Annotated in this window: 25 protein-coding genes; 7 read left to right on the top strand and 18 right to left on the bottom strand. The window is 69.9% G+C overall.

Annotation, left to right across the window (positions count from 1 at the left end; genetic code table 11):
* Positions 1-7: 7 nt before the first annotated feature.
* The 15 genes from AC5L30_RS11640 to rpmB all read right to left on the bottom strand — a co-directional run bounded on the left by AC5L30_RS11640 (position 8) and on the right by rpmB (position 15,372).
* On the bottom strand, positions 8-1,198 hold the full coding sequence (locus tag AC5L30_RS11640; RefSeq protein ID WP_494867074.1) for an aminotransferase class V-fold PLP-dependent enzyme: 1,191 nt from the start codon (positions 1,196-1,198) through the stop codon (positions 8-10).
* 1 nt (position 1,199) lies between these two features.
* Positions 1,200-2,519 carry a pyridoxal-phosphate dependent enzyme gene (locus AC5L30_RS11635; RefSeq protein WP_494867072.1) on the bottom strand — a complete coding sequence of 440 codons (1,320 nt, stop codon included), beginning with the start codon at positions 2,517-2,519 and terminating at the stop codon, positions 1,200-1,202.
* The gene (locus tag AC5L30_RS11630) at positions 2,516-3,964 is read right to left on the bottom strand and encodes a type III PLP-dependent enzyme domain-containing protein (protein WP_494867071.1); all 1,449 of its coding nucleotides are present in this window, start codon (positions 3,962-3,964) and stop codon (positions 2,516-2,518) included. The genes AC5L30_RS11635 and AC5L30_RS11630 overlap by 4 nt, the downstream gene beginning before the upstream one ends.
* A 543-nt stretch (positions 3,965-4,507) precedes the next feature.
* Positions 4,508-5,161 (bottom strand): choice-of-anchor M domain-containing protein, encoded by a 654-nt coding sequence (locus AC5L30_RS11625; RefSeq protein WP_494867070.1) that lies wholly within the window; start codon positions 5,159-5,161, stop codon positions 4,508-4,510.
* Entirely contained in the window at positions 5,158-5,814 is a 657-nt protein-coding gene (locus AC5L30_RS11620) for a choice-of-anchor M domain-containing protein (RefSeq protein WP_494867069.1), read from the bottom strand. Before AC5L30_RS11620 ends, AC5L30_RS11625 begins: the two co-directional genes overlap by 4 nt.
* A gap of 63 nt (positions 5,815-5,877) precedes the next feature.
* Positions 5,878-6,795: an anchored repeat-type ABC transporter permease subunit gene (locus AC5L30_RS11615; protein WP_494867068.1), complete on the bottom strand. Its 918-nt coding sequence runs from the start codon at positions 6,793-6,795 to the stop codon at positions 5,878-5,880.
* Positions 6,795-7,508: an anchored repeat-type ABC transporter ATP-binding subunit gene (locus AC5L30_RS11610; RefSeq protein WP_494867208.1), complete on the bottom strand. Its 714-nt coding sequence runs from the start codon at positions 7,506-7,508 to the stop codon at positions 6,795-6,797. The genes AC5L30_RS11615 and AC5L30_RS11610 overlap by 1 nt, the downstream gene beginning before the upstream one ends.
* Positions 7,509-7,534: 26 nt before the next feature.
* Positions 7,535-8,512, bottom strand: coding sequence for a choice-of-anchor M domain-containing protein (locus AC5L30_RS11605; protein WP_494867066.1), 978 nt, complete (start codon positions 8,510-8,512; stop codon positions 7,535-7,537).
* Positions 8,513-8,523: 11 nt separating this feature from the next.
* Complete coding sequence (locus AC5L30_RS11600) at positions 8,524-10,104, bottom strand: anchored repeat ABC transporter, substrate-binding protein (RefSeq protein WP_494867064.1); 1,581 nt, start codon at positions 10,102-10,104, stop codon at positions 8,524-8,526.
* Complete coding sequence (locus tag AC5L30_RS11595; RefSeq protein WP_494867062.1) at positions 10,101-11,699, bottom strand: TIGR03773 family transporter-associated surface protein; 1,599 nt, start codon at positions 11,697-11,699, stop codon at positions 10,101-10,103. Before AC5L30_RS11595 ends, AC5L30_RS11600 begins: the two co-directional genes overlap by 4 nt.
* Before the next feature lie 133 nt (positions 11,700-11,832).
* On the bottom strand, positions 11,833-13,008 hold the full coding sequence (locus AC5L30_RS11590; protein ID WP_494867061.1) for a WxL protein peptidoglycan domain-containing protein: 1,176 nt from the start codon (positions 13,006-13,008) through the stop codon (positions 11,833-11,835).
* A 129-nt stretch (positions 13,009-13,137) separates the two neighbouring features.
* Complete coding sequence (locus AC5L30_RS11585) at positions 13,138-14,610, bottom strand: choice-of-anchor M domain-containing protein (protein ID WP_494867059.1); 1,473 nt, start codon at positions 14,608-14,610, stop codon at positions 13,138-13,140.
* 53 nt (positions 14,611-14,663) lie between these two features.
* Entirely contained in the window at positions 14,664-14,969 is a 306-nt protein-coding gene (gene rpsN, locus AC5L30_RS11580) for a 30S ribosomal protein S14 (protein ID WP_494867058.1), read from the bottom strand.
* Entirely contained in the window at positions 14,969-15,136 is a 168-nt protein-coding gene (gene rpmG / locus AC5L30_RS11575; RefSeq protein ID WP_494867057.1) for a 50S ribosomal protein L33, read from the bottom strand. Before rpmG ends, rpsN begins: the two co-directional genes overlap by 1 nt.
* Positions 15,136-15,372 (bottom strand): 50S ribosomal protein L28, encoded by a 237-nt coding sequence (gene rpmB, locus AC5L30_RS11570; protein ID WP_494867056.1) that lies wholly within the window; start codon positions 15,370-15,372, stop codon positions 15,136-15,138. The genes rpmG and rpmB overlap by 1 nt, the downstream gene beginning before the upstream one ends.
* 198 nt (positions 15,373-15,570) lie before the next feature.
* Here rpmB and AC5L30_RS11565 point away from each other — a divergent pair, with 198 nt between their 5' ends.
* Both AC5L30_RS11565 and AC5L30_RS11560 read left to right on the top strand, forming a co-directional pair.
* The gene (locus tag AC5L30_RS11565) at positions 15,571-16,884 is read left to right on the top strand and encodes a CobW family GTP-binding protein (protein ID WP_494867055.1); all 1,314 of its coding nucleotides are present in this window, start codon (positions 15,571-15,573) and stop codon (positions 16,882-16,884) included.
* Positions 16,881-17,141, top strand: a complete 261-nt coding sequence (locus AC5L30_RS11560; RefSeq protein ID WP_494867054.1) for a type B 50S ribosomal protein L31 — start codon at positions 16,881-16,883, stop codon at positions 17,139-17,141. The genes AC5L30_RS11565 and AC5L30_RS11560 overlap by 4 nt, the downstream gene beginning before the upstream one ends.
* An 84-nt stretch (positions 17,142-17,225) precedes the next feature.
* Here AC5L30_RS11560 and AC5L30_RS11555 read toward each other — a convergent pair whose 3' ends face one another.
* On the bottom strand, positions 17,226-17,642 hold the full coding sequence (locus AC5L30_RS11555; protein WP_494867053.1) for a Fur family transcriptional regulator: 417 nt from the start codon (positions 17,640-17,642) through the stop codon (positions 17,226-17,228).
* 686 nt (positions 17,643-18,328) lie between these two features.
* Between AC5L30_RS11555 and AC5L30_RS11550 the strand changes: the two genes are divergently transcribed.
* Positions 18,329-19,270, top strand: a complete 942-nt coding sequence (locus AC5L30_RS11550) for a permease (protein WP_494867206.1) — start codon at positions 18,329-18,331, stop codon at positions 19,268-19,270.
* Positions 19,267-20,070, top strand: coding sequence for a TIGR03943 family putative permease subunit (locus AC5L30_RS11545; RefSeq protein WP_494867052.1), 804 nt, complete (start codon positions 19,267-19,269; stop codon positions 20,068-20,070). Before AC5L30_RS11550 ends, AC5L30_RS11545 begins: the two co-directional genes overlap by 4 nt.
* 167 nt (positions 20,071-20,237) lie before the next feature.
* Here the strand turns inward: AC5L30_RS11545 and AC5L30_RS11540 are convergent, their stop codons facing one another.
* The gene (locus AC5L30_RS11540) at positions 20,238-21,224 is read right to left on the bottom strand and encodes a GNAT family N-acetyltransferase (RefSeq protein ID WP_494867050.1); all 987 of its coding nucleotides are present in this window, start codon (positions 21,222-21,224) and stop codon (positions 20,238-20,240) included.
* Here AC5L30_RS11540 and AC5L30_RS11535 point away from each other — a divergent pair.
* The 3 genes from AC5L30_RS11535 to AC5L30_RS11525 all read left to right on the top strand — a co-directional run bounded on the left by AC5L30_RS11535 (position 21,223) and on the right by AC5L30_RS11525 (position 23,231).
* Positions 21,223-22,104: a helix-turn-helix domain-containing protein gene (locus tag AC5L30_RS11535; RefSeq protein WP_494867049.1), complete on the top strand. Its 882-nt coding sequence runs from the start codon at positions 21,223-21,225 to the stop codon at positions 22,102-22,104. The genes AC5L30_RS11540 and AC5L30_RS11535 overlap by 2 nt on opposite strands.
* Positions 22,105-22,163: 59 nt before the next feature.
* Positions 22,164-22,811: a GyrI-like domain-containing protein gene (locus tag AC5L30_RS11530; RefSeq protein ID WP_494867047.1), complete on the top strand. Its 648-nt coding sequence runs from the start codon at positions 22,164-22,166 to the stop codon at positions 22,809-22,811.
* Positions 22,812-22,919: 108 nt separating this feature from the next.
* Positions 22,920-23,231 carry a hypothetical protein gene (locus tag AC5L30_RS11525; protein WP_494867045.1) on the top strand — a complete coding sequence of 104 codons (312 nt, stop codon included), beginning with the start codon at positions 22,920-22,922 and terminating at the stop codon, positions 23,229-23,231.
* A 22-nt stretch (positions 23,232-23,253) separates the two neighbouring features.
* Here the strand turns inward: AC5L30_RS11525 and AC5L30_RS11520 are convergent, their stop codons facing one another.
* On the bottom strand, positions 23,254-23,709 hold the full coding sequence (locus AC5L30_RS11520; RefSeq protein WP_494867044.1) for a DUF4383 domain-containing protein: 456 nt from the start codon (positions 23,707-23,709) through the stop codon (positions 23,254-23,256).
* Positions 23,710-23,759 lie beyond the last annotated feature (50 nt).

The raw sequence follows: 23,759 nt of genomic DNA, 5'->3' as shown, positions 1-23,759 counted from the left end.
GTGTCGGTCAGTCGCGGTCGAGCTCCGCCAGGACCGACAGGAGCCGGTCCACCTCCTCGGCGGTGTTGTAGACGTGCGTGCTCACCCGTACGGATGCCGTCTTCTCGCCCTGGTCACCCTGGCAGTGACCGTCCGCGCGGACCAGAAGTCCGTGCGCGGCCAGGATGAACCCGAGGTCGTTCGAGCCGATCAGACCGTGGCGGAAGGCCACGATGCCCTGGCGCTGCTGCACCGGAGCGCTGGCGGCCAGGCTGCTCTGACAGCCCAGCACCTCAACGTTGGGCAGCGTGCGCAACCCGTCGGTGAGTCGCGCGCCGAGCGCGGTGTTCCACCGGGCGACGCGGTCCAGGCCGGCGGCGTCGAGCCAGTCCAGCGCGGCGACCAGGCTGATGATGCCACTGGTGTTGGGTGAGCCGTTCCAGCCGGCCGGGGCGTACGTCGGACCGCGCTGATTGCGCGCCCAGATCGCGCCGGTGCCCGGCAGCGCCATCGCCTTGTGCCCGGAGAACACCACGAAGTCGACGTCGGTCGCCGAGGTCGACAGCGGCAGGTGCCCCACGCCCTGCGCGGCGTCGAGACAGATCGGGACGTCCGGTCCGGCCACCTCGCGCAACCGGTGCACATTCATGTCGTTGCCGTAGACGTGGTGCACGTGGGTCGCGGCGATCAGGCGGGTCCGATCGCTGATCATCGCCGCGAGCCGGCCGGTGTCGTAGTCGTGGGCGGCGTCGTAGGGCATGGCCCGTACGCCGATGGACATGCCCTGGCGACGCAGCAGCTCGGCAATTTCCAGCCAGGGTGCGTTGTTGGCGGCATGATCGGCGAACGGCACGATGATCTCGTCGCCGTCGCGCAGCTGCGGGGCGAGCCAGTCGCGGGCGATGGCCCGCAGACCCTCGGTGGTGCCGCTGACGAAGTGCACACCCGAACGATGCGGCGCCGGATCGTCGAGGAAGCGGCGCAGCCGGTCGCGGGCCTGCTCGATGCGGGTGGTGGTCCGGTTCGCCCACGGGTACGTGCCCCGGGCGGCGTTGGCGTTACCCGTCGTCAGATAGGTCAGGACGGCGTCGAGGACCACCTGCGGCTTCTGCGAGGTGGCGGCGCTGTCCAGGTACGCCACGTCGGGGTTGGCGGTGATGAGCGGAAACTGGGCGCGCAACGTCTCCTGCCACGGGCGCAGCTCGTCGAGAACATCCATGTCAGTCGCGCACGAGCTCGGCGCCGGCGTCACGCCAGGCGATGATCCCGCCGTCGAGCGAGCGCACGTCCGGATGACCCATCCGGGTCAGCAGAGCGGCGTAGCGGGCGGACTTCTCCCCCACCGGGCAGACCAGCAGCACCGGCTGGCGACGACCGAACGGCAACCCACCGTGCAGCAGCTCGGCGAAGAGCTCGTCGACGATGTTGATCGAGCCGTCGATGTGCAGCGCCTGGTACGCGAACGGGCTGCGCAGGTCGACCACCAGCCCTCGGAGCTCGGCGATCCACCGCTCGGCTTGCGCGACATCCACGGTGGCCGCCTGCCTCACCTCCGCGTCGGTCACCGTGCGGACGGAGTTGCGCCGTGGCGGCCGACCGAACAGCTCGGGGCGCCGCTCCCGCAGATAGCTCATGTAGCTCTCGACCCGGTCACAGACGATGAAGACCGCCGTACGGCGTGCGGTGAGCTGCGCGTCGACGGCGCGCAGGTGGCGTACGGCGCCCTGGTAGGCGCCGCCACCGGTCGGCCCGGCGAGCGTGCCGCATCGGCGTACGAGAGTCAGCAGACCATCGATGGCGTCGTCGGCGGTGATCGTCTCCACCGTGTCGTAGACACCGGGGTCGAAGAGCCCGACCTCGTGCACCTCGTCGATGGTGCGGATCCCCGGGATGAAGTCGGACTTGTGCGCCACCAGCCCGACGACGCGCACGTCGGGATTGTGCTGGCGCAGCGCGGCCGCCACGCCGGTGGAGGAGCCGGCCGTTCCGACGCAGGCGATGAAGTAGTCCGGGGCCCGGCCGTCGAGGTCCTTCACGATCTCCGGGCCGGTGCCGTTCAGGTGCGCGTCGACGTTGAGTTCGTTGAAGTACTGATCGGTGTGCAGGTAGCCGCCGCCCGATCCGGCGAGCCGGTGGTACATCCTGGTCAGCGGGTCGTCGGCGTCGGTGGGGTCGAGGCATTCGGCCTGGCCGGGCAGCTCGTCGATTTCCGCGCCGAGCAGCAGCAACAGGTCCTTGATCTCGGCGACCTTCATGCGGTTGGTGACGCTCTTGAAGGTGAGCCCGTGCATCCCGGCGATGACGGCGAGAGCCTTGGCCGTGTTGCCGCTCGACAACTCGACGACGGTGTCGCCGCGCTCCATGGCCTGGGTGAGCAGGGGTCGGGCCATGTTCCACGCGGCGCGGTCCTTCAGGGAGCCGAACGGGTTGAGCAGCTCCATCTTGGCGTACAGGTCGATGTTGCGCAGGCCGTGTACCGCGGGGTCGATGCGCACCAGCGGGGTGTTGCCGATGGCCTCGGTCATGCTCTCGAACCTCATGGTGCCTCCGCGCGATGGTGAACGGGCCAGTACTGCTCGTCGAGGCACCATCGCCACGCGCCGTCGTCGCGGTACAGCGCGACCTTGCGGCCGATCGGCTGGTGCAGAGCGTGTGTGGCGCTGAAGTCCATGAGGTAGCCGGCGGTGTTGACGAAAGCCAGCAGGTCGCCGGGGCGGGGTCGAGACGGCAGGAAGACCTTGCGTCGGGTGATGAGATCCGCTTCGAGACAGAGGTTGCCGAACAGGTACACCCCCACAGGCCCGGGACCGGCCGGGGTCGTCCGGTGCACGACGACCGGGTCCATCAGGACTCCGTGTTCCTCAAGGCTGACATCGCGTGCGTTGCAGTCCAGGCGCACGATCGTGTCGCCGTTGGTGTCGTCGCGTACCTCGAGAACGCTGGCCAGGACCAGGCCGCACTGGTCGAGCAGGGCCCGACCCGGCTCGACGTGCAGGTCGTACATGTTGTCCAACAGCAGTGTGCCGAGCGGGCGGCGCTGCTCGGGCGCGGTTGTTCGCAGCAACCGATCGAGGTACGCGGGCCCGGCAACGGGCCGGTGAGCGGGGTACAGGTGCAGCGCACCCCGAACGTGGCCACCCTCGGCGCGCAACCCGTAACCGTGCCCGTTCCAGGTCAGTGGCGCCCGCCGGCCGAGCACCGCCTCGGTCAAGGCGGAGGTGTACTGCTCCCACTGCGCGCCGTCAGCGAGGTAGTTCACGCCGAACCCACCGCCAATGTCCACTGACCATGGCCGCAGCCCGCGTCGGCGGCACTCGTCGAGCGCGCCGAGGCAGCCCTCCAACGCGACAGCCTTTTCCGGCAGCCCGATCGTGTCGAGGTGGAACGCCACTCCGACCAGGTCCAGGGCGTCGGCGTGTTTCTCGACCACGTCGAGGACCTCGCTCGCCGCGGCGGCCGACACCCCGAAGCGGCTGCGGCGACTGCCGAGCTGCACGCCTGTCGAGGTGAAGCCCGACAGGCGTGCCATCACGCGTACGCGTGGCAACGACCAGTCCCTGACCAGCGTGGCGAGCGCCGCCAACTCGCCGAGCGAATCAGCGCCGACGGTGACTCCGGTGCGCGCGCACAGCCAGAGGAACTCCTCGTTCTTCGGCCCGGTGGCCATGATCCGTTGCGGCACGAAGCCGGCACCGAGCGCGTGCTGCAGCTCGGCCAGCGACGCCACGTCGATGCCCGCGTCCGTGGCGGCGAGCTCACGCACCAGGGCGCTGGATCGGTTGGCCTTGTGCGCGTAATAGATCTGACCGGAGAGGCGGTGGTCGAAAAAGACCGAACGGAACGCGGAGACGTTGGCCGTTAATTGCTGTGGCAGAATCACGCCGAGTGGAGATCCCAACGCGTCGGCTAATTGTGTCAGCAGGACGGTTTCGTCGAGCGCCGACCGCAGTGTCGGATCGATTTGCGGGGCCAGATAAAGGGGCAATGCGACTCCTCGGGTGAGTCGTGGCGCCACGGGCGCCGCCACCTCTCTCGCCGGAAACCCTTTGTGACGACGGCCTGCTTCAACGTAACCGATGTTCCGACGCCCGCCAAGAGGCGGCAGACGAGCGACTGGACAACCTCGCCGCCACATATACGAGTGCGCATATGTGGCGATGCTCGTCAATGCCTGCGTCGACAATCCAGCAGACCCGACGACCACCACGCGAAGCCATTGTCCTGCCCCACCGCATCGGGGCACGCTGGACACTCGCGGTCGGTGATACCGCAGCGGCGGTTCAGCCTTCGGCGCAGGCCGCGCAGATGCCGGCGATCCCCTCTGGTGGCCCCGGGGGCAGGTCTCGCTGTCCTGCCGTCGGCGATCTCGATCCGCCACGCCCTGCCGGCGGAGGTCGGAACTGGTGGCACTTCTCGGCGCGGCGCCTACGAGAAGTAGGCGCCGCGCCGATCGGATCCGCCGCGGCGCACGCGTCCTACCGGGGCGGATATGGACAATGGGTTGGCAGATCAGCTGCGGGGGGACGGGTCAGGCAAGGACCTCGAAGGTGAAGGTCTTGGCGCCAGAGCTGACGGTGGCGCCGCTGGAGGCGAGTTTGCCGGTGACTTCGAAGGTGACGGCGTAGGTGCCGGCGGCGTCGAAGCCCCAGTTGGCGTGGGCATGGGTGTTGTAGTTGACGTTGAGGCTGTCGGGCAGGCCGTTCCCGCTGTCGAAGAGCACGGTGGGGGTGCCGCCGGAGACGGTGTAGATGCTGAAGCCCGCGGGGCCGGAGACGCTGGTGAGCTTGAAGGTGACCCGGTTGTTCTGGAGGATGCCGCTGGGCACCTCGGCGGTGTTCCACCCGGCCCAGAGCAGTCCGGCGGTGCTGGACTGCGGCAGGACCCATGCCTGACCGCCGGTGCCGAGGAAGGACCAGGCCGAGCCACCGGGCACGGTGATTTTGGCGGTGTTCGGCACCCGGAAGAGCACGTCGGCGGGGTTGCGTTCGACGCTGGTGGCGCCGGTGCCGTCCAGGACGTTGACGGTGAGCGCACCGGCGGCGTAGTCGACGTCGATCACGTCGACATGACCGCTGGAGAGCACCACCGGCGCCGCGGCGACGGGCGTAGCGGTGCCGGCGAGCAGTGCGCCGGTCAGGAGGAGACCGGCGAAGAACCGGTTGCGGGTACGCATGGCGTTCACGCCCTGACCGTGATGCGCAGCGTGGCGGGGGCGGAGGTCACCTGCTGGCCGGTGGCGGCCAGGGTGCCGGTGGCGCGCACCGCCACGTAGTAGGCGCCGGCCTTGTCGAACGCCCAGTTGGCGTGCGTGTGGTCGCCCGCGGTCACCGTGATGGCGTCCGGGAGACCGTCGCCGCTGTCAGCCAGGATGGTTGGCTGGCCGACGGCGTTCTCGGTGTAGATCGCGAGCTGGCCGGGGCCGGTGACCGACTGCACCGACAGCGTCAGTGTGTCGCCCGCGAAGATGCCGGCTTCGATCTCCTCGGTGGCGATGCCCGGCCAGATCAGGTTGGTGTTCTGAATCTGCGGCAGGACCCAGACCTTGGACACGCCCGGGGTGCCGAGGAAGGCGTAGGCGGGGTCGGCGGGGACGGTGACCGTGGCTTGTCGCTTGACGACCAGCTTGACCTCGTCGGCGCCGTACTCGATGTCGTTGTCCTCGTCATGGATGCCGACCTCCAGCGTGCCGGCCTCGTAGGCCACGTCGACGAGGTCGAGGTGGCCGGTGGTGAACACCACGGCAGACGTGGTGGCGGCCTGGGCAGGCAGGGCCGTGGCGACCAAGGCCACGCCCAGGACACCCGACGCCAGCAGATGACGGATGGTGCTACGCACGAAGAGACTCCTCTCCCGCGACGGTCCCGGGTGGACCGTCGCTTAATGGAAACGATAGTCGTTTTATTTTGCCGGCGATAGGGCTGGACGAGGGCTCGGATGCGCGTCATCGCCGAGTTCGCGCCCGCCGGGGCGTCGCCACCGTCGGGTCAGGAGGCCGTGGCGCGGGGCGAACAGCCAGGCGGCCAGGAAGACCGCGGTGGCGACCAGGACGATGGTGCCGCCGACCGGTGTGTCGTAGCTCCAGGACAGGTACAGCCCGACGGTCGCCGAGACGCCGCCGATCAGCGGGGCGAGCAGCATCATCACGCCGAGCCGGTCGGTGAGCAGACGGGCTGCCGCCGCGGGGGTGATCAGCAGGGCCAGGACGAGGATGTTGCCGATGGTCTGTAAGGAGATCACCACGGCCAGCGTGACCAGGACGTAGAGCACGATGTCGAGCCAGAAGACCGACAGCCCCATGGCCCGCGACATCTCCCGGTCCAGGCAGACCGCGACGAACTCCTTGTGCAGGGCGAGCACCAGACCCAGGATGACCAGGCCGGCGCCCCCGACGACGTACAGGTCCCGGTCCGGGATACCGGTGATCGAGCCGAAGAGGAACTGCTGCAGCGAACCGGCGTACCCGGGGGCCTGCGAGATGATCACGATACCCAGGGCGAACGCGCCGACCAGGAACACACCGATGATCGAATCCTCCTTGACCCGCCGATTCTGCGAGAAGATCGCGATCAGCAGGGCGGTGGCGACACCGGCGACGGCGCCACCGAGCACCAGGCTGCCCTGTAGGACGAAGGCGACCGCGATGCCCGGGAAGACCGCGTGCGCCACGGCATCACCGATGAACGCCATGCCCCGCAGGACGACATAGCAGCCGACGACGCCGCAGACGATGCTGGACATGACCGCGATCGCCAGCGCCTTGGGCAGGAACGCGAGGTCAGGGTTGAGCAGGTCGGTGAGGAAATCGGTGATCGACATCAGGTTGCCCCCACGAGCTTCAGCAGCGGGGAGGTCGCGCTCACCCCGAAGGTCGTCGTCCACAGCTCGGCGTCCTGCAGGTCCGCCGGCTGCCCGTCAGCGATGATCCGACCGTTGAGCAGGACCAGCCGGGTGCAGGAGTCCACCGCCGCGACGAGATCGTGAGTGGTCATCAGCACCGCCCGGTCCTCTGCCGCCAGGCTGGTGAACAGGTCACCCAGCAGTTCCTGCGTGGGCATGTCGAGTCCCGTGAACGGCTCGTCCAGCAGCAAGATGCGCGGCGCGAGCGCGAGGGCTCGCGCGACCAGGACACGTTGACGTTGCCCACCGGACAGCTCACCGACCGGCCGCCGGCGCAACCCGGTCAGCTGTACGCGGTCCAGTGCGTCGCCGACCGCCCGCCAGTCGGCGACACCCGGTCGGCGCAGCAGGCCGACGCGGCCGGTCCGGCCGCTCATCACGGCCTGTTCGACCGAGATGGGGAAGTCCCAGGTGAACTCGTGGCGCTGGGGGACGTAGCCGATTCCGGAACGGCCGGGCCGCGACGGCCTGCCCTCCACCGTCACGGTGCCGCCCCGGGTGCGGGTCAGCGCCAGGATGGCGCGGAGCAAAGTGGTCTTCCCGGCGCCGTTGGGCCCGAGCAACCCGACCAGTTCACCTCGGTCCAGGTGCAGCCGGATATCGCGCAGGACCGGCCGGCCGCCGAGGTCCACGTCCAACCCGTCGATGTCGAGTGCTCTCACCGCTGGTCCTCCGACCGTGCGGCGGCGCGTTCCTGTTCGGCCCGGCGCTTCGCGCCGCGTCCGCGCAGCAGCAGGAGGACCAGTCCGACGGCGAGCAGGACGGCCGCGCCGACCAGCGCGATGAGCAGCGTCGTGGACGTGCCGGCAGGCTCGTCGTCTGCGGCCCGGTCCTCGTCGGTCGGTGCCTGCCCGGCTGCCGCGGGGATGTCCGTGGCGACGGCGAACGCCTCGTCGGCACTGGTGGTGTCACCCACGGCGAAGCGCAGCGTGCGGGTCGCCGAAACCGTCTCACCGCTGATCAGGTCGGCCGACGCCCGGACCGCGACCAGGTAGACGCCGGGTGCGGTGAACACCCAGTTGGCGTGGGTGTGGGTGTTGACCTCGGCCCAGAACGGCTGCGCGGCGGAGTCGGCGGAGCGCCACAGTGGCTGGGGTGCGGCGAAGTTGCCCGACTGCAGGTATGTCGTGAGGTTTCCCGGTCCACGTACGCCGAGCAGGGTCAGGGTGACGCCCCGGTCGATGGTCTGCATCACCCGGGGGTCCTGGGTGTTCCACCCGAGCCAGACGACGTTCTGGTTCTGGGTCTGCGGCACCACGTACACCCGCTTGCCGGCGTCGACGCCGAGGAAGGCGTACGCCGGGTCGTCGGGAACGGTCTGCAACGCGGCGTCGGAGACCCGCAGCAGGGCCTCGTTGGGGTTGCGCCACACCGGACGCGCCTGCGTGCCGTCGTGGATCAGCAGCGTCCACTGGTCGTCGACGTAGCGGGGGCCGATGTCGACGTGCCCGCTGGCGAGTTCCGCCCGGCCGGTGGCCAGGGGCTGATCGGCGGCGATCGACTGGCCGAGGCCCGGTGTCGGCTCCTCGGCACGGGCCGGGGTCTGCGTCGTGGCCAGCACGATCAGCGTGGTTACCGCGCATCGCAGGATGGCGCTGGTCGTGCGGGGGCGTCGTCGCGCCCGTCCTGCCGTCACTGGCTCCTCCATCACTCGTCCGTCAGGCAGTCGTGCAGCGATTCGGCGTTGAACCGCATCATGTCCGTGTAGCTGGTGACGTCCCGGTCGAAGGTGTCGCCGTAGATCGCGCAGATCCGCAGCCCTTCCTCGCGGGCCACCTCGGTGAGGGTGGTGGATCGGGCCGCCAGGTTGGGTTCCAGGAAGACGGCGGGGATCTTCAGGTTGCGGATCGTCTCGGTGAGCCGGCGGCGGTCGGCGAGGCTCGGCTCGGTGGCGGGGTTCGGGGTGACGAACCCGGAGATCTGGACCCCGTACGCCTGGCCCAGGTAGCCGAACGCGTCATGGGTGCTGACCAGGTGCCGGCGTGACGGCGGAATGCGGGCGATGGTGTCCCGGACCTGGGTGTCGAGCGTCTCCAGTTCCCGGATGTAGGCCGAGGCGTTCCTGCGGTAGTCCGTCGCGCCCTGCGGGTCGACGCCGATCAGGGTGTCCCGGATCAGCTCCACGTAGGAGATGGCGTTGCGGACGTTCTGCCACAGGTGCGGATCGATCTCGCCGTGCACGTGCTTGCCGAGCACCGCCTGCGGAAGCTGGTAGACCTGGGTGCCGGGCCGTCCGAGGAACCGGAACCGGCGGTCACCGGGCACCTCCAGCAGCGCCCTGTTCGGCACCTCGATCACGGTGCTGGCCGGGTCGTACACCCGCTGGTTGGCCTCGCCGCTGCCCTCCGGGTCGGCGAACAGGTAGAGCCGCCGCTCGTCGAGGTCGACGGTGACATCGGCGTGGCCGGAGTTCAGCACCTGCGCGCCCGCCTTGCCGGGCACCGAGTGCGGGTCCACCCCGACGGCGAAGGTGAACACCTGCTCCCCCAAGGGCACGGGTGCGGTCTCGGGGGTCACCGCCAAATGCGCCCGCATGGTCAGCCGGTAGACCCCGGGCTTGGTGAACGCCCAGCTCATGTGCGTGTGCGCGTCGGGTGGCAGCGTGGCCGTGTCGTCCCGGTACCCGTTGGCGGCGTCGAACCCGTCGCCCGAGTCGACGTAGAACGACGGGTTGCCGAACGACTCGGTCAGGTACGCCAGTGCCCGACCCGGCCCGTCCACGGCGGTCGCGGTGAGCAGCACGTCGGAGGAGCGGTTCGCGCCCTGCGCCGCGCCGGTGCCGCGTACCCGCATACCCAGCCAGAGGGTGTCCAGCGACACGTCCTCGACCAGCGGGATGATCTCCGCGGCGTACTTCACCGCGCCCTCGGCCAGCGAGATGTTCGGTACGCCGTCGCGCAGGTTCGCATCCAGCGCCTTGATGACGGCCTGCTCCTCCAAAAGCAGGTAGTTGCTGAACGCGACGTCGGCGTAGACGACATCCCGCACGTCCCGCAGCGACGGCTCGTAGCTGTGCGGGTCGGCGCTGTCCGGCACCAAGGAACTGACGGCCACCCGCTCACCGCCGACGTTGCTCACCAGGTCCCGCAGGATGCCGGTGGTCGTGATGACCTGGACCCGGCCGTCGTTGGCGGTCAACGCCACCTCCGACCGGCAGCCGCCGATCAACCCCACGATCAGCAGCGGCAGGACCGCCTGCCGCAGCCGTGGCACGACCAGCGGACTCATGCGTCTGCCGTTGCGAGGCCGGCGCGGCGGCGGCGGGTCAGCAGCACCAGCAGCACCCCGACCGCGACGAGAACCACACCGGCCGCGCCGGCCGTCAGCACCCAACCGGTGCCGGTACGCGGGAGACGGCCAGCACCGCCCTGGTCTCCCCCATCGTTGTCCCTCTCACCCCCGGTGTTACCGCCGGAGCCGAAGCCGCTGTTCGGGTCGGTGCTGTCGCCGACGGCGATGGTGAGCGTCTTCGTGTCGGTGACCGCCTTGCCGGCGCTGGTGGTGCCATTCATCTGCACGGCGAGGCGGTACAGGCCGGGCTTGCTGAACGCCCAGTTGCCGTGCGCGTGGGTGTTCAGCGGGAGGCTCAGTTGCTGCGGGAACGCCTTGGCAGAGTCGAACAACACGTCGGCCTTGCCGAACGAGCCGGTCAGGAAGAGGGCGAACCGGCCGGGCCCGTTGACGCCCTTCAGCGTCCACGTGACATTGCCCTTGACCCCCGAGACGACGGACTCGTGCTGGGTGTTCCAGCCAGGCCAAACGATGCCCGCCTGCTGGGACTGCGGCAGCAGCCACACGGCGTCGCCCTGCTTGCCGAGGAAGTCGGCGCCGGCCGGCACCGTGATCTTCGCGTTGTCCTTGACCCGCAGGACCACGTCAGCGGTTTCCCGCCAGACGGGAGGGCTGGTCCGGTCGTCCTTGATCCGGATCGTCCACGTGTCCCCGGACAGTTGGGGGCCCATGTCGACGTGCCCGTCGGCAATCACCTGGCGGGCGCCCGCAGCGGTGGTGGCCGCCGCCTTCGGGGCCGCCGGTGCGGCTGCGGCGGGCTTCGGCGTAGCGACGAGCTTCGGCGCAGCCGGGGGTACGGCGGGTGCGCGCGCTGCCGACTGCCCGTCGGGACGCGTCGCCGGCTTGGCCGGGGCCGGTAGTGGCGCCTGCTCGACCGGGCTGATCGCGGGGACCCGCACCCGGTACGTCGCCTCGGCGCCGACCTTGTCGCCGGAGCGCAGGGTGGCCGAGCCGGCCAGGGTCAACCGGTAGTCACCGGCCGCGTCGAAGGCCCAGACCACGCCGCCGGTCCGTGTCGCCACCGGCACCTGCACCGTCCGCGCCACGCCAGGGCCGCTGCCGAAGAGCAAGGTCGCCGTGCCGAGTCCGGACAGGGTGTACGCGGTGAACGTTCCCGGCCCCTCGACCGAGCGCACGGTGAGGGCCACCGTGTCGTCGGTGACGACGCCGGGGCGTACCTCGGTGGTGTCCAGCGCGGGAAACCCGCTGTCGCCGGCGGACAGCGACCACACGGGACGCCCCGGCGAACCAAGGAAGGCGAAGCTCTTCCCTGCCGGCACTCGGCCGGCCAGCCCGCCATCCGGGCCGAGCACCACCTCGGCCGGGTCGTGTCCGGCCGCGTCGCGGGACACCTGCGCGGCGTCACGCAGCCGCAGCGACATCGCGTCACCGTTCAGGGCGACGGACACCAGGTCCGCGCCGGCCGCGCTGACCGCGGCCGGTTCCGCCGCCGCCGGCACACCCCCAACGGCCAACGCCAGTACGGCCAGCGCAAGACCGGCGGCGCCGGCGCGCATGGTTCTCATCCTCATTGCCTGCTCCCCAGACGGATTCGTAGTAGTTCATCGACGTCGTGCCGCGCCGTGACGACGTGACTCGCGGCGTTGACGCCGTCCGATGCGATCGAGAGGGCCGGCGCGGCACTCCCGGTCCGGCAGGGCCGTGTCATCGCTCGTCCTGCACCGTGCGGTCGATGTCCGGCTGCCGGTTGTGGTGGCCCGGTTCGCGACGGCCGGCGTCCGGCACCGGTTGATCCGGCGGCCCGCTGCCACCGCTGGGCTGCGAGCTCGCACCGATCTCGGCAGGGATCGCGGTCTCCCGGCTGGCCTCGGCACGACCCTCCTCCCGGGCGGCGGCTACCGCCTGGGCGATCTGTCGGGCCCGCCGCCGGCGGGCGGCGACCAGCGCCCAGCCGACGAAGGCGAGCAGGGCCAGGAGAAGCAGCTGGGGCCAGGGCACCGCCCAGACGACGACCCTGGCCGTGTCGACCGCCGGCGGCGGGTCGAGGACCTGGTCGCCCACGGCGGCAGGCGTCACGGCGGCGCTCGCGGTCAGCCGGAACAGTGGTGGCACGCCGGTCATGCGTACGGTGGTGGTCAGTTCGCCGCCGGGCAGGATCTCCGGCAGCGCCGCCGCGTCGACCGAGCGCCGGCCGAGGCCGAACGGGCCGGACGCGGCGAGCGTGGGCTGCCCGGTGAGCCGGACATTGCCGGTGTTGCGGACGGTGACGGTGGCGGTGAGCGTGCCACCGGCCAGGGGGTTGAGCGAGCCGGTGTGCCGTACCCGAAGGTCCTCGACGGTCAGCGCCGGTTGCAGCTCGCCGGACACCCGCAGGTAGATCCGCGCGCCGACGCGGTGGTCGACGGCGACCTGGTTGCCCTGCGCGTCCGCCGTCGTGTCGGCGAGCGAGGCGACGATTCCCCCGGCGTGGTCCCCGGGCGTGGCGTTGCCCGGCACCGTCAGCGTGAACGGGATGTCCAGGCGGGACGTGGACGGGATGGTCACGGTGCCGCCGGTGAAGCGGACCCAGGCGCCGACGTCGGTGGGCTTCTGACCACCGGCCAGCAGGTCGAACCCGCCCTGCGCGGTGGTGAACGCGTCGCTGGCGTAGAGGTTCAGGGTCAGCGGGCGCGCCGAGTGGTTGGTGACCGCGACGTAGTCGGTCAGGGTGGCACCGGGGTCGAGCTTGTAGGTGAACGCGGGCCGGCCGTTCGGGCCCTTCGCACTCGACGGCGCCACTCCCCACGTCACCGCGGACGGCGCAGGAGGCGACGGCGTGGGCGGTGCCGGGGCCGCGCCGAGCAGGACGATGCCGGTGGCGATGGCGGCGAGCAGACGCATGGCGGGGATGGATTCCGTTCCTGAACGAGAGGGGTGAGGCGGGGTGGGCGGGTCGCGGCAACGGCCCGCCCACCCCGCGACCGTCCGGTGACCCGGTTCAGCGCCGGGCCGCGGGACGGGTTCGGGCGATCAGATCGCGGTGAGGGTGAGGGTCGCGGCATAGGTGCCCGCGGCCGTCTCGGTGGGCAGGCTCAGCCGCAGACCCGCGCCCAGTTGCGCCGTGCCGCGCCCGGCACCGCCCGGCGCCGCTCCCAGCACCGCGCTGTTGCCCAGGCCACCGCCGGCTCCGACGACGTACGGCGCAACCTGCGGACCGGCGACGACACCCTGCCCGGAGCCCTGGGTGATCACCCGAGGGCTCCAGCCGAGGTAGCCGGAGCTGAACGTCGCACCGTCCGGCCCGGCGAAGTCCGTCGGGATCTGCCCGGAGGCACTCCATCCCGGTCGGCCGGCGCGGGTGTCGGTCACCGTGACCGGGCGGAGCTCACCGTTGCTCTCCCACCGGTCACCACCCGCACCGAGCTGCGCGGGCGGCAGCACCACGGCACGGTCGTCCGGGTTGACGCTGATCACCAGAGAACCCTGCGTCTCGTCGATCGACGCGGTGATCGTCTGCGAGGTGCCCGGCTCCTCCGGCGGGAACGCCACCCAGAGGGCCACCGGTTCGCTGGTCGCCACCACCTCGTGGGCGTCGCCGTACAGCTTCACCACGTACTCGCAGGCGTTCAGCTCCCGGGTGGCCGTGAACGAGTAGCTCGCACCCGCCTCACCCGCGATGATGCTCCAGTCGTCCGTACCGGGGCACCTGCTGAACCAGTGGTAGTGGTCCAGCTCGGTCTGCGGCGTCTGCACCGCGTTGAGCGTCACCGTGTCGTTGGGCTGGTACCCGTCGGCCATGCCGCTGACCGACAGGCTGACCTGCGGCCCGCCGCCGGACAGCTCGCCGACGACGAACGAGTAGTCGACCGGCCCGGTGCTGACCGTCGTGCCGTTGGTCAACGTCGCGTCGGCCTGGAACGTCAGCGTGTAGCTGCCCAGCGCGCCGAACGCCCAGTTCGAGTGCGCGTGCGTGTGCACCGGCACGTCGACGGCGTCGGGCAGGCCGTCGTCGGAGCGGAACTTGATGATCGGACCGCCGAACGAGTCCTGTGTGAACAGCGTGACGGCGCCCGGCCCCTGCACGTCGACCAGGCTCAGCCGCACCTTGTTCCCCTCGAACATCCCCGAGCCGAGCGTCGTGGTGTTCCAACCCGGCCAGAGCAGATCCGGGTCCTGGGTCAACGGCAGCAACCAGACCTGGCTACCCGCCGGCCCGAGGAAGGCGAACCGAGGATCGTCCGGAACGGCCATCGCCGCCTGCGGCATAACCTGGAACGTCACGTCCGCCGGGTCCCGCGTCACCGCAGGGCTGACCGTGTCGTCGTGCACCTTCAACGACAGCGCACCATCCTCGTAGTGCACGTCGACCGCATCGGTGTGCCCCTTGGACAACACCACCTTCTCGGCCGCCGACGCAGCGGTCGGCGCCAGCACCGTGCCGGCGACCACCACCGCCCCGGCAACCAGGGCCGCGAAACCGCGAGCCCTCAGAATCGCATTCATACCTCCCCTTTCAGCACCGCGCACACGTGCGCACGGTGGTCCATGTGGTGACGTCACCAGGACGCCTTGCGCACCCCGGGCAGCTCGCCACGTAGGGCCAGCTCGCGGAAGCGCACCCGGGACAACCCGAATCGGGAGAGCACCCCGCGCGGACGCCCGTCGATCTGGTCGCGCGAGCGCAGCCGCACCGGGCTGGAATCCCGCGGCAGCCGGCTGAGCCGGCGCACCGCCTCGGCGCGTACGTCCGGGTCGGTGTCGGGATGGGCGACCGTGCGCTTCAGCGCCGCCCGCCCCTCGGCGTGCCGGGCTACCAGTTCCTCACGGCGCGCCTGCCGATTGACCAGGCTTTTCTTGGCCATCAGCGGGCCTCGCGGAACTCGACGTGCCGGCGTACGACCGGGTCGTACTTGCGCAGGACCAGCCGGTCCGGGTCGTTGCGACGGTTCTTGCGGGTGACGTAGGTGTAGCCGGTGCCGGCGGTGCTGCGCAGCCGCACGATCGGTCGCGCGTCGGTCTGGCGGGCCATCAGAGCGTCACCCCTCGGGCGCGCAGCTCGGCGACGACCTTCTCGATGCCCTTGCGGTCCACGGTTTTCAGCGCCTTCGTGGTCAGGGTGAGGCTGACCCATCGCCGTTGCGACGGCAGCCAGTAGCGGTGGTTCTGCAGGTTCGGGTTCCACCGTCGGCGGGTGCGCCGGTGGGAGTGGGACACGGCGTTGCCGAAGCTCGGCTTCGCGCCGGTGACGTCACAACGTCGGGACACAGTGAACGCTCCTTGCTGACTGAACGATAACGACAACGGTTTTCAGTTTTACATCATCCGTTCGGCCAGACCCACCCCGGGTTGCCGCCAACGACCCCGATCGGCGGTCAGGCGCGCCCCGTCGGACCGCCATTCGCCTCGCCAGCCGTGGTGTGTTTAGAATGACAATCGTTTTCAGTTAGCGCTGAGAGGAGTGCGATGTCGTCGTCACCACAGGCCCCGACCCACGTCGTCACAACGGACGCGGACACCCGCCCGTCGTTGACCGTGCTGTCCGGGTTCTGGCCAGCGGCGACCTTCGCCGCCGCCCGGGCGCTGCTCGCCGCCGACGAGTCACTGCTGCTGGTGCGGCACGACCTCACCGGGATCCGCGACGGCGTCGTACGCCGGGTGGTTCGCTCCGGCGCAGGCATCATCGAGGACGAGCAGGTCAACCTGAGGCACGGCTGCGCCTCCTGCACGCTGCGCGAAGATGTGCTGCCCACCCTCGTCCGACTCGCCCGCACCTACCCCGGCCAGGACCTGGTGCTGATGCTGCCCGAAGTGGTGGAACCAGAGGCGGTCGCCGCCGCCTGCGCCCACTGCCTCGTCGACGGCGCACCGATCACCGCCCTCATCCGCGTCGACTCCTACGTCACCGTCCTCGACGCCGAACACCTCCTCGACGGACTCGCCAGCACCGACGACCTCACCACACTCGGCATCCAGGCCGCGGAGAACGACGACCGCGCGCTCGCCGACGTCGTGGTCCGCCAGATCGAGTACGCCGACACCCTGCTGCTCTGGGGCCAGTCCCGAGAAGGCGCCTTCGACACCAGTCGGCTGTCGGTCCTGCTGCAGCGGATGGCGCCGTGGGCGTTTCACATCCGCGTCGACGGTGACCTCGTCGACGCCAGCACCCTGACCCGCCAGCTGCGCCACACCCACCGGCACCGGCCAGAGACCCCCGGGCTGCTCGCCCGCGGTCTGCAGGGCTACACGCTGGGCACCCACGAGCCGGAATCCGACTGCGGTGTGGTCTCCGCCGTCTTCCGCGCTCGCCGCCCGTTCCACCCGCAACGCCTGCACGACGTCCTGGAGCAGGTCAACGCCGAGATGATCCGCTCCCGAGGCCACCTCTGGCTGGCCAGCCAACCCGACACGGTGGTGGCCTGGGAGTTCGCCGGCGGCGGTCTGGCCATGGGCTCGCTCGGGCACTGGCTGGTGAGCCTGCCCGAGGATCGCTGGGAACACGTCGAAGACCAACGCCGCCTCGCCGCCGCCATGGAGTGGGACCTCTACTACGGCGACCGCCACCAGCACCTGGTCTTCATCGGCCTCGACGTCGACCCCGTCGAGCTGCACCGCACCCTCGCCCGCTGTCTGCTCACCGACGCCGAACTCGCCGACGGCGAAGAAACCTGGCGCACCTACCCCGACCCGTTCGCCGGCTGCTTCCCCCTCGGGGTGGAGGAACTGGCAGACACCGACACCGACACCGACACCGACACCGAAGGAGCGCAACCCGCATGAAGCCCGGAATCCACCCCGACTACCGGCCCGTCGTCTACCGCGACAAGGGCGCCGACTTCGCCTTCCTCACCCGCTCCACCGCCAGCAGCGACCAGCGGATCGAGTGGACCGACGGCAACACCTACCCCGTCATCGACGTGCAGATCTCGTCAGCCAGTCACCCCTTCTGGACCGGCAAACAGCGCCTGCTCGACACCGCAGGCCGGGTCGAGAAGTTCCGCCAGAAGTACGCCCGCCGCGGGCCGCAGGGCACGTGACCATCGGGGTGCCGGTCAACCGGACCGACCAGCGCCGCAGCTGGCAGGCGCCACCCGGCACGACCGGGTCTGGCGCCTGACAGCTCAGCGCACGCACTCGGCACAGGTGCCGAAGATCTCCAAGGTGTGGCCGACGTCGCTGAAACCGTGCTGCGCGGCGACCTGGTCGGCCCACCGCTCCACGGCCGGTCCGGCCACCTCGACCGTGCGCCCGCAGTGTCGGCACACCAGGTGGTGGTGGTGTTTGCTCTGGCTGCAACGGCGAAACAGTTGTTCGCCGCCCGGCAGCCGCGTCGAGTCGATCTCACCGGCATCCACCAGCAGCTGCAACGTCCGATAGACGGTGGTCAGGCCGACCCCCGCCTTGCGCGCCAGCAGCATCTGGTGCAGTTGCTGCGCCGAGTGGAAGCCCTCCACCTCGCGCAACAGCGCCAGCACCTCTGCCCGCTGTCGGGTGTTTCGGGTTACATTCGGCATCGCCTGGTTCACCGTGGCCGCCATCCTCCCGTGATTTCGGCCGCCGCCGGCCTGCCGCTTCCGACACGTCGCCTCGCTGCCGGTCGGACCATTATGCGTCGTCGGGGCATCACCTCCGCCGTACCCTCTCCCGAGCTGCCGACTCCCCGTTGTGAGGCCGGTACAGATCGACCCGTTGCCCGGTGCACCAACCGTCCGGGTGCGCGATACCGAAAACCGGAACTACCACTCGCCGCGACCGGCGGGGTCGGCCAACGGCACCTCGATCGCGTGGACAGCGGCGACGGCTGATGTTGGTCAGGAAGCCGTCCGGGCCACGGCGGCCAGTCTGGCCCTCACTCGCAGGGGGCACGCTGGCAGGTCACGGAGAGATCACAACGTGGAGACATCTATCGACAACGACTACCAACACCACGAAGGATTCGCTCACGGGTGCCCTGTCATCTCAGAGCCCTCTTTTCTGGAGGCCAGACGTCGAGGCACCCACATTGCTCTTCATCAACAGCAGTACGGGTAGGCGACCGAGTTGACGCCACATCCCACATGCCCAGAGCAGCGAAGGGGGCGGCGTGGCCGGATCCGAGCCCACCACCTCGTCGAGCACCAGCACAGCCGCCGACGCGTCCGTCGACGCACACGCCACAGCGCCAACCCTCGACGCCGCTCCGGACCACCACGGTCACCGGACCCCGTTTCCCTTCGCCGGCCGGATCGGCTCGGTCGAGATCCTCGCCGCCGTACTGGTGCTGCTCATCTTCCTGCGCGATCCCCTGGCGAGGCTGATGTCCGCGCCGTCGCTGGCGACCTGGACGACGGTGTTCGTCTCGGTGATGGTGCAGGCCGTACCATTCCTCGTCTTCGGGGTGCTGCTCTCCGCCGTGATCGCGGTCTTCGTACCCCGCTCGTTCTGGGCCCGGGCCCTGCCCAAGCGCCCCGCCCTCGCCGTCCCGGTCGCCAGCGCCGCCGGGGTGATCCTCCCCGGCTGCGAGTGCGGAGCAGTGCCGATCGCGGGCTCCCTGATCCGCCGCGGCGTCACACCGGCGGCGGCGCTGGCATTCCTGCTCGCCGCGCCGGCGATCAACCCGATCGTCCTCGTCGCGACAGCCGTGGCCTTTCCCAACAATCCCGAGATGGTCCTCGCCCGCGCGGTCGCCAGCCTCATCGTCGCCATGATCATGGGCTGGCTCTGGCTGCGCCTGGGCCGCGCCGACTGGATCCGACTCCCACGTCGACCCGACCTCGACGGGCTCCGACGCGGCGAGGCATTCTGGTCCGCCGTACGGCACGATGTGGCCCACGCCGGCGGGTTCCTCGTCATCGGCGCGATGGCCGCCGCCACCATCAACGTCGTCGTCCCGGAACAGTGGCTGCAGACCCTCGCCGACCAGCCGGTGCTGTCCGTGCTCGCCCTGGCCGGGCTCGCGGTCCTGCTGTCGATCTGCTCCGAGGCGGACGCGTTCGTCGCCGCCTCACTGTCGCAGTTCTCCCTCACCGCCCGGCTGGCCTTCCTGGTGGTCGGCCCGATGGTCGATCTCAAACTCATCTCCATGCAGGCCGGCATCTTCGGCCGGCGCTTCGCCGCCCGATTCGCGCCAGCCACCTTCACGGTCGCCGTCGCGGTCGCCGTCATCACCGGGATGGTGCTGCTGTGAACCGGATGGCCCAGGCCTGCGTCATGATCTTCTTCGGGGCCGCGGTCCTGCGCGCCAGCGTCACCGACCTCTACCTGCGCTACGTCAAGGAAGGGCTACGACCGTTCCTCATCGCCGCCAGCCTGCTGCTGATCGCCGCCGCGGTGATGACCCTCTGGTACGAACTGCGCCCCTACGCCGACGCGCCCGAGGACCGGAACGACCCACACGACCCCGACAGCGGCAATCGGCGGCAGAGTGCTGAGCAGCGCACGAACGGGTCAACGGCAGAAGATCTTCACGACGAACACGCCCACCACGAACCACGAGTCGCCTGGCTGCTCCTCCTTCCCGCGCTTGGACTGCTGCTCGTGACCCCACCCGCCCTCGGCTCGTACGCCGCCGGCCAAGCGGGCACCGCACTCACCGCTGAGCAGGACTACGACTACGACTACCCTCCCCTACCCGCCGGCGATCCGGCGACGACCACCGTGTTCGACTACGCCGCCCGAGCCCTGTTCGACGAGGGCCAGTCAATCGGCGACCGCCGGGTCCAGTTGACCGGCTTCATCACCCCGGGACCCAACGGACAACCGATCCTCGCCCGCATGGTCCTGTCCTGCTGCGCCGCCGACGGCCGACCCGTCAAACTCGGAATGGCCGGCAACGCGCCCACCGGTCTGGCCAACGACACCTGGATCCAGGTCACCGGCCGCTACACCGACCGCGTCACCCGAGACTCCATCAACGACGAAGAGATCCCCTACATCGACGTCGAATCCTGGCGACAGGTGACCGCCCCCAAGGACCCGTACGAGTAGTCCTCCGTACGCCGGACACGCCTCGGGCGAGTACAGCCGCCGGGACGCCGCAGACAGCCCGCTGGGTCGCAGCGCGCGGGGCGATCGCTCACCGGCACCGGCCGGCTTGGCTTGCGTACCCGCGCGCGACGCTGGCGTGATCCCCGACTGATACCCGCAGCGGTACATCACCGGTCAGAGGTGCGGTGCCGGTCCAAGACGTACCTGTTGACGCGATTCCCGTATCGGCCGGATGCCGACTCTCCCAACCGGAACCCCAGCGATTGGAAGAGCTGCGAGGACCGGACGTGCCGACTGTCGACCTCGGCAACAATCGGAAGACCTGCGAGACCGTGGGTGCTCTGAAGCTGATCGAGCACGGCACGGAGCGCCTCACGGGCGTAGCCGTTCGACCACCGCGAGGGGGTGATCCAGATCCCGATCTCAAGGTCGTCCGCCCGACGGTCGACGGCCACCACGCCGACCTGCTCATCGGTGTGGCGATCCACCACCTGGAGCCACACTCCGAGGCCTTGTCGGTGCGCGGTCAAGCCCTGGTGAAACCGGTCAGCCGCGCGCTGCCGACTCCATGGGGCACCGTCACCCACGAGGTACGTCACCTCCGAATCAAGGGCCAGAAGCAGAAATGCGTGCAGTTCCGACTCTCCGTAAGGCCGCAGGACCAAACGGGCCGTCGCCAGCGTGGGTGCCCAGCGGTCGTAGCGGCCACCGCCACGGGCGTCGGAGGTGGGCGCCCTCTCCGGAGTCGCCAGCGCATGCCCCGCGGTGCTGTCCACGTGATCGGGAACCTCACCCTCGTGGCGATCGCCGGTGGTGGAGGTCCCGGTCGGCTCGAACATCAGGATCGAGCCGCCCGGCGAGGACGGCTTGTGTGGGGTGCCCCTGGGCACCACGAACGTGTCGCCCTGGCGCAGGACGACGGTGTGTTCCTGCCCGTCCGCGTCGCGGTAGGCGACATCGAACTGGCCGGCCAGGACCAGGAAGAACTCGTCGGTGTCCTCGTGGACGTGCCAAACGTGCTCGCCCCGGGTGTGGGCGATCCGCACGTCATAATCGTTGATCCGGGTCACGATCCGCGGGCTGTAGATGTCGTCGAACGACGCAAGCGCCTCGGACAGATTCACGGCGGCCAGGTTGACGGGAGTGATCGACATGAGCCGAGCCTCCACCAGGGCCGCCACGCCGGTCTTGGACGTTCTTGACGCCGACGGCACCCGCTCGCCCGGTTGCCGGGTCCGGGCCTGGCGCCCACCGGTCCCGGGGATCAGCGAGGTGTTCCACGCCCACATCGTCGACTACGCCTACCCGCCGCACGCCCACGACACCTGGACGGTGCTGATCCTCGACGCCGGCGCCATAAGCTACGACCTCGACAGCCGCCACTGCGGAGTAAGCGGCGCCGACTATGTCGCTGTCCTGCCACCCGGCGTGGTCCATGACGGCCGCCCCGCCGCCAACGCGCCCGGCTTCCGCAAACGCAACCTGTACCTCGACCCGGCCTTCCTACCCGCCAGTCTGATCGGCCCCGCCGTCGACCACACCACCCTCCGCGACGGCCCGCTGCGGCAAGCCCTCGCCCGGCTTCACCAGGTCCTTGATGCCGACGAGGACCCGCTGAACGCCGAAGCCCGGCTGGCCATGATCGAGCAACGACTCACCGACCACCTGGCCGCCGCGCCTGCTCCGCCTGCCCGGTCGGAGCCGCAGGCCGCCCGCGCGCTCAGGGCGCTGCTCGACGAGCACACGGTGGAGGCTGTCAGCCTTGCCGCCGCCGCTCGCCTCTTGGACCGGTCGGTACCTCACCTGGTCCGCAGCTTCGGTCAGGCTTTCGGGATCAGTCCGCACGCCTACATCATCGGTCGACGGATCGAGGCCGCCCGCAAACTACTCCTCGCCGGCATCCCGCCGGCCGAAGTGGCGATCACCGTCGGCTTCTGCGACCAGGCCCACCTGACCCGGCACTTCCGCCGGCACACCTCTACCACCCCGGCCCGGTACGCCTCCGCCGCCGGTAGCCGCGCTGAGCCCATTTGACGTCAGAGCTCATGAACATGCAGAAAGGCAGTGGCTCGTCACCCGAGTCCAGGTGTCCCATGACCAGCACGACTGAAGGCAAGATCGACTTCAGGAAGACGCTCGATGCCTACCAGGCCCACCAGGGCCGGTTCCGGACAGTCGACGTACCCGACATGCAGTACCTCATGATCGACGGCCACGGCGACCCCAACACCTCACCCGCCTTCACCCAGGCGATCGAGGCGCTCTACCCGACGGCGTACAAACTGAAGTTCGCCAGCAAGCGGGGCCTCGGGCGGGACTACGTCGTGCCGCCCCTGGAAGGTCTGTGGTGGGCCGAGGACATGGCGGCCTTCACCACCGCACGGCACAAGTCACGGTGGCACTGGACGCTGATGCTCATGGTCCCCGACTGGATCGACCAGTCCATGTTCACCACCGCCATCGGGCAGGCCGGCGCCAAGCGCCGGCCGGCGCGTCTCAGCGACGTCCGCCTCCAGCCACTGTCCGAGGGGCGCTGCGTGCAGACGCTGCACGTCGGTTCCTTCGACGACGAGGCCGAGGTACTCGCGCAACTTCATCATGAGTACATCCCCGCCAACCGACTTCGCATGGCCGGAACTCACCACGAGATCTATCTCAGCGATTTCCGCAAGGTCGCACCCGGCAAGCAACGCACCATCCTCAGGCAGCCAGTCACCATCGACCCGGGGAGCGGGATCTGACGGGCCATCTCCAGGTGACTCCGGCTGATCCTGATCGGTGCACCTGTCTCGCTACGGCACCTCTCTGTGCCAAGGCGCTGGCAACAGAGAGGTGCCGTTAGATCCACAGTGCCCTTCGGCCCCGACGACGTACCGCTGGAACACGGCATCATCGCGGTGTCCTGGTTCGTAGCGTTCACAGACGCGCTGCGCCGCCGGCCTGAGCACCGCGACCGCCTGCGCGCCGGTGACACCGACTACGCGATCGCGTTCGCCCACGAGGTCCGCCGCTTCTACTACTCGTTTGCACCGATCGTCGACGGTCGGGCAATCACCGACCCGACCTGGCAGGGCCAACACCTTCCCGCCGGGTCGCTCGTCCTGCTCGACACCTACGGAGAGAATCGGGACCCCCGCACCGGGATAGGTCGGCTCCGATGACGAGGGGCGGTGTGGGCGTGGGTCAGCGACGGTCGGCGGGTCGACGGGTCAGCGCGAGCCCGAGGGCGATCATGCCAACGCCGAGGAACAGGTGCAGCCAGTTGTCGGCGTTGTTGAGCGGCACGAAGTTGGCCCCGCTCTGGTGGTCGACGAACAGCCCGTAGAGCCAGAGCACCAGGTAGATGGCACCGCCGGTGATGAGGTAGGTGCGGGCGCCGGAGACGGTACGGGCCAGGGCGAGGCCGGCGACGCCGAAGGCGAGGTGGACCAGGTTGTGCAGGATCGACACCTGGAACAGTCCGAGCAGCTTGGCTCCGGACTCGTGCCCGGCGAACTGCATGGTGTCGTAGTTGCTGGTGATGCCGGGGATGAATCCGAGCACGCCGACCAAGACGAAGACGGCACCGACGGCTTGGGCGGCGGTGCGGACCGGGTGCTTGGCTGTGGTCGTGCTGCCGGAGTGGGACCGGTTGACCATTGTTACCTCCATGGGAGACGGTGCCGGTTCTGTCCCCCACCAGGCCGGCC

Source organism: Micromonospora sp. BQ32 (genome assembly GCF_059358895.1).
Note: the sequence above shows the minus strand (reverse complement) of the source record. Positions and strands in the feature narration are given on the sequence as shown.

What these genes read in the sequence shown, in the direction of transcription:
- AC5L30_RS11640 (WP_494867074.1), bottom strand. Translation starts at nt 1,198, where the DNA reads ATGGATGTTCTCGACGAGCTGCGCCCGTGGCAGGAGACGTTGCGCGCC.
- AC5L30_RS11635 (WP_494867072.1), bottom strand. Translation starts at nt 2,519, where the DNA reads ATGAGGTTCGAGAGCATGACCGAGGCCATCGGCAACACCCCGCTGGTG.
- AC5L30_RS11615 (WP_494867068.1), bottom strand. Translation starts at nt 6,795, where the DNA reads ATGTCGATCACCGATTTCCTCACCGACCTGCTCAACCCTGACCTCGCG.
- AC5L30_RS11600 (WP_494867064.1), bottom strand. Translation starts at nt 10,104, where the DNA reads ATGAGTCCGCTGGTCGTGCCACGGCTGCGGCAGGCGGTCCTGCCGCTG.
- AC5L30_RS11595 (WP_494867062.1), bottom strand. Translation starts at nt 11,699, where the DNA reads ATGAGGATGAGAACCATGCGCGCCGGCGCCGCCGGTCTTGCGCTGGCC.
- AC5L30_RS11590 (WP_494867061.1), bottom strand. Translation starts at nt 13,008, where the DNA reads ATGCGTCTGCTCGCCGCCATCGCCACCGGCATCGTCCTGCTCGGCGCG.
- AC5L30_RS11585 (WP_494867059.1), bottom strand. Translation starts at nt 14,610, where the DNA reads ATGAATGCGATTCTGAGGGCTCGCGGTTTCGCGGCCCTGGTTGCCGGG.
- rpsN (WP_494867058.1), bottom strand. Translation starts at nt 14,969, where the DNA reads ATGGCCAAGAAAAGCCTGGTCAATCGGCAGGCGCGCCGTGAGGAACTG.
- rpmG (WP_494867057.1), bottom strand. Translation starts at nt 15,136, where the DNA reads ATGGCCCGCCAGACCGACGCGCGACCGATCGTGCGGCTGCGCAGCACC.
- AC5L30_RS11565 (WP_494867055.1), top strand. Translation starts at nt 15,571, where the DNA reads ATGTCGTCGTCACCACAGGCCCCGACCCACGTCGTCACAACGGACGCG.
- AC5L30_RS11560 (WP_494867054.1), top strand. Translation starts at nt 16,881, where the DNA reads ATGAAGCCCGGAATCCACCCCGACTACCGGCCCGTCGTCTACCGCGAC.
- AC5L30_RS11555 (WP_494867053.1), bottom strand. Translation starts at nt 17,642, where the DNA reads ATGGCGGCCACGGTGAACCAGGCGATGCCGAATGTAACCCGAAACACC.
- AC5L30_RS11535 (WP_494867049.1), top strand. Translation starts at nt 21,223, where the DNA reads ATGAGCCGAGCCTCCACCAGGGCCGCCACGCCGGTCTTGGACGTTCTT.
- AC5L30_RS11540 (WP_494867050.1), bottom strand. Translation starts at nt 21,224, where the DNA reads ATGTCGATCACTCCCGTCAACCTGGCCGCCGTGAATCTGTCCGAGGCG.
- AC5L30_RS11530 (WP_494867047.1), top strand. Translation starts at nt 22,164, where the DNA reads ATGACCAGCACGACTGAAGGCAAGATCGACTTCAGGAAGACGCTCGAT.
- AC5L30_RS11520 (WP_494867044.1), bottom strand. Translation starts at nt 23,709, where the DNA reads ATGGTCAACCGGTCCCACTCCGGCAGCACGACCACAGCCAAGCACCCG.